We start from the raw sequence: 6,349 nt of genomic DNA, 5'->3' as shown, positions 1-6,349 counted from the left end.
TTGAAAAGATTGGCCTCATGCTTTTAAAAGTATGAGGTCTTAATTAAATTAATAAGATTATTTAATTTAAGGACAAAGAAATGTCATTAGGTGCAATTTATTTATGGGAACCTGAGATTTTTACAGCTCAGATTCCTTCGCTGAATGAATCTGAGCGCGTAGCTTATGAGTTATACCAACAGCATCGAGATACGCCTGCAGCGGGTAAAAAGCTGCAAGATTGGGCGGAATATATGGTTCAAAAAGTCACCAATTCTGACTACAGCGAATATTTTTCAAAGGAAGTTCAGCAGTGGTGCATTAATTTACAGCATGGTCTCACCGCTGAGCCATGTGCGATATTAGAATTAGAACATTTTGATATAGTTGCACAGGGCGATGCTTTGTACAGGGTATTTTATGAGGCTGTCCAGAATTCAGGGGTTGGTTTTTATGAACCACGCTTTTCAGTGTGGGGAATCGGTCTTGTACAAGTTCCTGATCATGCAGTCACAGCTGTTTTAACGTCTTTTCTGAAACCTCTGAGTGCTGAGCAGCAGTCTTTTGAGCTAGACAAAATTGAAGCACCTCGCAATATAAAGAAAGCAGAAGAATTGTTTAAGTTATGGTGTTTACATCATCCTATTTTAAAAAATCTGGAGTTACATCGGTTTTATCGAAACTATGATTTTATTGAGCCTCAATGGAATCGCCCTGATGCTGAAAATAATATTAATAGTGGAATGAGACATTTCATATTTATTAGTGATAAAAACAGTATTTTTTATCAACTTAAAGTTATATTGTGGAGTTTAACTCAATCTCCAGACATTGATCTGACTTTGGATATTACAAATCATTTCTTAACAGAGGAAATGAAACATAAATTTGCGAAGAAACTTAAAATTAGAATAGATATCCCGGATATTAGAAATACTATGCAAAGACTATCAGGTGCTGAACAATTTTATGCATTAAATTTTAACTTGAATTCTAGATGGGAAAGCAGTTATGGGCTTAAAATATTTTTTCAGGAGTTTGATCGATTTATAAACTTTTTGCATCAGCATTTCGCAAACGGCAATTTAAGAAGTCTACAAACCTGGGCATATGGAGATGTTATTGATCATATTCTCGTGCAAATGCATTGGTCACAGGAACTCATGATTATTGCACTTGGGTTAGATAAGGATTATCTCGAAAAACGTTATCAATATCATTGTGAAATTCTTCGTAATGAAAAAAAAGACTCTGAGCTTGATTATTTAAACAATAGTTATGCAGAATATAAAGTATTAATGACTCTTGTTGAAGAGGCGGGTACTGCATTACCTCCATATCAGAAAATAGTTGGTTAAAGTTTTTAGAAAAATAATCATTCTTGGGTAAGATGTATTTTTATAAATACATCTTACAACGAATCCCACTCGGGAATTTAACACTGTTACTTTTGATGGTTGCACCCGCACTAAATGTACCAGAGCTTGCATCAATGACCTGATCGACATGGTCAAGCTGAATGATTGCTGCATATTTTTCAAATGGAGCTTCGGGAATCAATTTTAGCTTTTGTCCCTTTCTAACTGTATTAAAATACTTTAATGGAATAATTGCATTAATTTTAAATTGGTCTGTTTGTGCAATTTTTAAAATTGGATTTTTTCCTTCGGTTGGATTTACCAGACTTCCAGCATAAATATATTGTTGTATCACGACGCCGTTAAAAGGACTATAAATGGTTCTGCGATTTAAATCGGCCTGACTTTGTTTGTATTCATATTCAGCCTGTTTAATATTTTCCTGTGCAGTCTGCAATTCTGAACGGGCTTGCTGTAGCTCACTATATGCATCGTCATAGGCTTGTTTTGAGACAAAATTTTCCGCCAGTAGTTGTTTCATACGATTTACTTTGCTTTCGGCATGTTCGATTTTAGAACGTGCCGTATTGGCTGAACCGCGTAATTGCGTTCGAAAATATGCAGTTTGCGTAGCGGATTTTTCTACACTTGATTCGATTTGTGCCAGAACTTGTCCTTTTTTAATTGGCATACCGGATTTAACTGGAATATTTTGCAAAATACCTGTAATCGGGCTGCGAATTTCAACAATTTGTGCAGGCTGTACCATACATGCAAAATTTAATGAATCTGCAAGCACTGAGGTAGAACAGCTGAGAGTGGCGAAGAAAACAAGTGCGTATTTCATTTAATAAATTTTTCCAGCAAAGCCAATTTGAGAGTTTAATTTTTTATCTTGTTTAAACATTGAGATACGATTGCGATAAGCTCGTTTCTGACATTTCTTCTGCATATGTTTGACTGCAAGACTTAAAAAATAGTGTCTAAGTACATAGATAGGGATGAGATTGAGTAGATAGATTAACCCTTGGATATTTTGTTGCATGAGTTGATCTTCACCTGAAACATAGGCAACGCATGAGCCTTGATCTCCCTGACGTCCAGCTCGACCATAGAGTTGACGGTCAATACGAGCGGATTCATGAAATTCAGTTAAAATGACATGTAGACCACCGGCTTGTTTAGTTTCTGGGCGCAGTTTAATATCGGTACCACGCCCAGCCATGTTGGTCGCTACCGTAATTTTTCCGCTGTGACCCGCTTCAGCAATGATGGCGGCTTCCTGTGCATCTTGGCGCGCATTTAATACAATATGCTCAATGTTGAGTTGTGTCAGGGCCTCGGAAATAGCTTCTGAGGCTTCGATACTACGCGTACCCACCAAAACAGAACGATTTGCATCTGCCATTGTTTTTGCATGCTGGGCAATCGCGATATATTTCTGTTGATTATTTTTAAAATAATGATGTTTAAATTGCTTACGCTTAGATGGAATATTCGGCGGGATTTGGCAAACTTTTAAGCGATAAATCATCCAGAGTTCTTTTGAAACTTCTAAACCGGTTCCTGTGAGCCCAGATAACAGTAAATATCGTCTAAAAAAACGCTGAAAGGTCATGCGCGCTAACGTATCTCGACCTTTAGTCAGTTCTACCTTTTCTTTTGCTTCAATCAGTTGGTGTAGACCTTGCTCCCAAGAACGATCAGCCATGATTCGTCCTGTGGATTCGTCTACAATCTGAATTTTATTGTCTTGAATAATGTAATGTTGGTCTTTATGGTAGAGGTGTAATGCCGTCAAAGCTTGTTTAATCAGCAGCATTTTCCAAGCATGGTTATACCATATTGGGCGTACATTCTGAGGAAGTGGAATTTCTTTATTGACAGGGATTTTTTCAATATCAACATGATGCTCAGCTTCGAGTATTGAAAAATCAACGTCTGCAACAAGCTGCTGTGCTTGTTCAATTGCCCAGTGAATTATGGCTGCTTCAATAAGCCCTTCAGCTTCTTGAGAGATAACCATAGGGGTTTGAGCTTCATCAATAAATACGCTATCCGCTTCATCCACGATACAGAAGTGCAGTGCAGAAACAATCATCCCGTCATCAGAAGTTTGTCCCGTTGCCAATGCACGTAAGTTTTCAATTTGGCGTGGTTGAGTACCTTTGCCTGAAATATGGTCTTTTAGATAATCAAAAACAATTTCATTGGCACTCACATAGCAAATTTGCTTGTGATAATTTTCCTTTCTTTCTGGAATTTCCATTTCACCATAAATGGCAGCGCTACTCAGTTGAAAAAACTGAAATAAAGAACGTAATTCCTCTTCGTCACGTTGTGCTAAATATGCATTGGTCGTGAGAACATGAACAAAATTTCCTGTTGCCGCCATAATAGTTGCTGCCATACCAGCAACCAGCGTTTTACCTTCTCCAGTGGGCATTTCAGCAAGGCGGCCCGTTAGTAGAATATAGGCACCCATAAATTGAACAGGATGTGGGTAAATATTGAAGACACGGGAGATGCCTTCTCCTACGCAAGCAAAAATTACAGCGATTGCGGTATCATGTGAGGGCTGTGTTGATAAATCGTGAATGGCTTGTTGAAATTTTTGTATGAGCTGTTCTTGATCAAGCTGTTTTAATGCGTCTCGGAGCGGTGAAATTGCTTGAGCAAACTTTTGAATATGTGTTCTGGAAATTTTTTTTGCGGGAATCCAGCCTAAAAGGTTGGCAAAGAAAATTTCTAATTTATGCAATTCCTGATCTTTTTGTTCTACACGCGCAACGTTAGATAGATGAAAAGGGCGCAAGGATAAGCTCTGAACCACCCGTAAATTAGACATAGAACTGCTCCAAAAATAATTGATGCAATTTTCTGATCCACTGCCATGCCAGTGGCGAATAACCTAAATCATAACGAACGTATGCGACATCACCAAATACGGAAGAGTCCAACGGTTGTGATAATTGAATATCGAGATCGAAATAGTTTTGTAAAGCTGTTGTACCTTCCTGATCATTGGGGTCAACGGTGATGTTTCCTCCCGCCTGACTACCTAATGCTGAAGTGAGAAGTTTCTTTTGTGTTTGTGGTGTACTTCGAATAATTTTGCCTGTATAAACCACATCAAAATGGTTTTTAAATCGGATTTCGATTCCTTTTAACCTTGTTTGAATCAAATCATAATCTTGTTGTAAAACGGCACCACGAACAATCTGAGCGGGTTGATTGATGACGTAACCAATGATATCCCCACGCTTGTAAAATCTTTGATTGAGTTCAATGCTATCTTTAGCAAACCAGTGACCAGCAAGTGGGCTATAGACTTGAAGTTGTTCAAATTTGGTCTGATATTGTTGAAGTTGCTGCACAGCACCTTGTTTTTGATACTCTAATTTACGTTGTTGCGATATATCATCAAGTGAAGCTTGTCTGAGTTTATAATCTAATTCTTCAACCTGTAGTTTTTGTAGTTCATATTTTTCGGTGAGTTCAGCATTAGACAGTTGAAAAAGCATTTGGTTTTGCTGAATTTGATTGTTTTTCAAATTGATTGTTGCAATATGACCTGATTCATTGGCTCGAATGATTGACTCTTCAGGCATCCATACGATGGCCTGCTGAGTACTAAAATAAGGAAAGGGGAGAATAAAAAAAATCACGATAAGCGTGGCAAGAATTCCCCAGAAACGTCGGACTGCCTGATCACGATATTTTGACAATGTCGCTCCTTGATAGATATGTTTAATGCCTTTATAGAGAGGTAAAACAATGGTCATAAATCCAGAAATAAAGGCCAGAATGACACCAAAGAAAAAATATTTCTGAGCCACAAACCAAATTAAGCTCACCATGATGGTGATGCGGTAGATTGGAGAGATAAAACCATAACTAATTAGCCAAAATTTTTCATTTTCAGCAGCATAGGGAGGTTGAGCTGTTTTAGCGCCCAAAAGATAACGGTCAGATAAATAAACCCAATATTTTGTTGCTCGACCTGCTAAATTTGGAATTTCAAGTAAATCAGACAAAATATAGTAACCGTCATAACGCATCAATGGATTACCATTGACCAACACGGTGGAAACAGTTGCGATAAAGATGACGTTATAAGCAAAAGCATGAATGAGTCCAGATTCGGTGGAGACCCATAGGTAAATGGCAATTGCACCCAATAATAATTCTGTCAATATGCCTGCAATAGATACAGCAATCCTTTGCCACTTGGAAATAAAGTGATAGGACGAGGTGGCATCAACATACGGGATGGGAATAAATAGAATGAACATCAAGCCCATTTCTCGAACATTACCATTCCATGCTTTTATGGCTAAGCCATGAGCGAATTCATGAATTAATTTAACAATTGGATAGGTAAACCAAAGAATTAACAGGTTACTTGTAGACAATACCCGATCTGACAAATTATTGGTTAGGCTTTGCCAATGTTCGGCAAGCAATAATAAGGCCGGGCATACGATCATCAACCAAATGAGTAGACCCCAGATGCTAAAAACTGATTGAGCGACTTTTTGTAATTGATTAAAAAACCGATCTGGATAAACCAATGGTATTTTGAGACTCATCGGATTTAAGAACGATTGCTTTAATTTATTGAATTTATGCTTCTTAAACCGTTTAAACATTTCCTCTGCATCAAAAGATACTTCAGTTTGTAGCAGGTCGTTGTTATAGAGCTGAGTCAGAAGCTGGACTAATTCATTTTGGCTAATTGCTCGATATTGTTTATTTAAATGAATATTTTGTTGTTCGATATATTCTGCTGCTTTATCCCAAATTTGTTCTACATTGGATTGGCCGTCTAATAAGGTAATGACATACCATGTTTCAGGGTTAACTCGCACAAACCGCTGCGACATGGGTTCAAACAACAGAAACCACGCACGACCTCTTAGCGTGCGTGGTAGAACCTCAATATTCTGGCGTAATTGGGGTCTAAGATGCCGCACCAGATGCCAATGTTCAGAGAATAAGCTTTGCATCGC

4 protein-coding genes are annotated in these 6,349 nt (G+C 38.0%); 1 reads left to right on the top strand and 3 read right to left on the bottom strand.

What is annotated here, in order from left to right:
• Window positions 1–80 precede the first annotated feature (80 nt).
• Entirely contained in the window at window positions 81–1,337 is a 1,257-nt protein-coding gene (locus B2727_RS05145) for a hypothetical protein (RefSeq protein WP_033133532.1), read from the top strand.
• 40 nt (window positions 1,338–1,377) lie between these two features.
• Here B2727_RS05145 and B2727_RS05140 read toward each other — a convergent pair whose 3' ends face one another.
• The 3 genes from B2727_RS05140 to B2727_RS05130 are packed head-to-tail and all read right to left on the bottom strand — an operon-like array spanning window position 1,378 to window position 6,346.
• The gene (locus B2727_RS05140; protein WP_033133533.1) at window positions 1,378–2,184 is read right to left on the bottom strand and encodes an efflux RND transporter periplasmic adaptor subunit; all 807 of its coding nucleotides are present in this window, start codon (window positions 2,182–2,184) and stop codon (window positions 1,378–1,380) included.
• Window positions 2,185–4,185, bottom strand: coding sequence for a DEAD/DEAH box helicase (locus tag B2727_RS05135; RefSeq protein ID WP_050511459.1), 2,001 nt, complete (start codon window positions 4,183–4,185; stop codon window positions 2,185–2,187).
• Window positions 4,178–6,346 carry a site-2 protease family protein gene (locus B2727_RS05130; RefSeq protein WP_157671719.1) on the bottom strand — a complete coding sequence of 723 codons (2,169 nt, stop codon included), beginning with the start codon at window positions 6,344–6,346 and terminating at the stop codon, window positions 4,178–4,180. The genes B2727_RS05135 and B2727_RS05130 overlap by 8 nt, the downstream gene beginning before the upstream one ends.
• Window positions 6,347–6,349: the final 3 nt, after the last annotated feature.

It is taken from the genome of Acinetobacter sp. UBA991 (assembly GCF_002292065.1).
Lineage (GTDB): Bacteria > Pseudomonadota > Gammaproteobacteria > Pseudomonadales > Moraxellaceae > Acinetobacter > Acinetobacter higginsii.
This window is presented reverse-complemented; position numbering and strand designations above follow the sequence as displayed.

Excerpts from the sequence above, each read along its gene's own strand:
- B2727_RS05140 (WP_033133533.1), bottom strand. The coding sequence starts at position 2,184 with ATGAAATACGCACTTGTTTTCTTCGCCACTCTCAGCTGTTCTACCTCA.
- B2727_RS05145 (WP_033133532.1), top strand. The coding sequence starts at position 81 with ATGTCATTAGGTGCAATTTATTTATGGGAACCTGAGATTTTTACAGCT.
- B2727_RS05130 (WP_157671719.1), bottom strand. The coding sequence starts at position 6,346 with ATGCAAAGCTTATTCTCTGAACATTGGCATCTGGTGCGGCATCTTAGA.
- B2727_RS05135 (WP_050511459.1), bottom strand. The coding sequence starts at position 4,185 with ATGTCTAATTTACGGGTGGTTCAGAGCTTATCCTTGCGCCCTTTTCAT.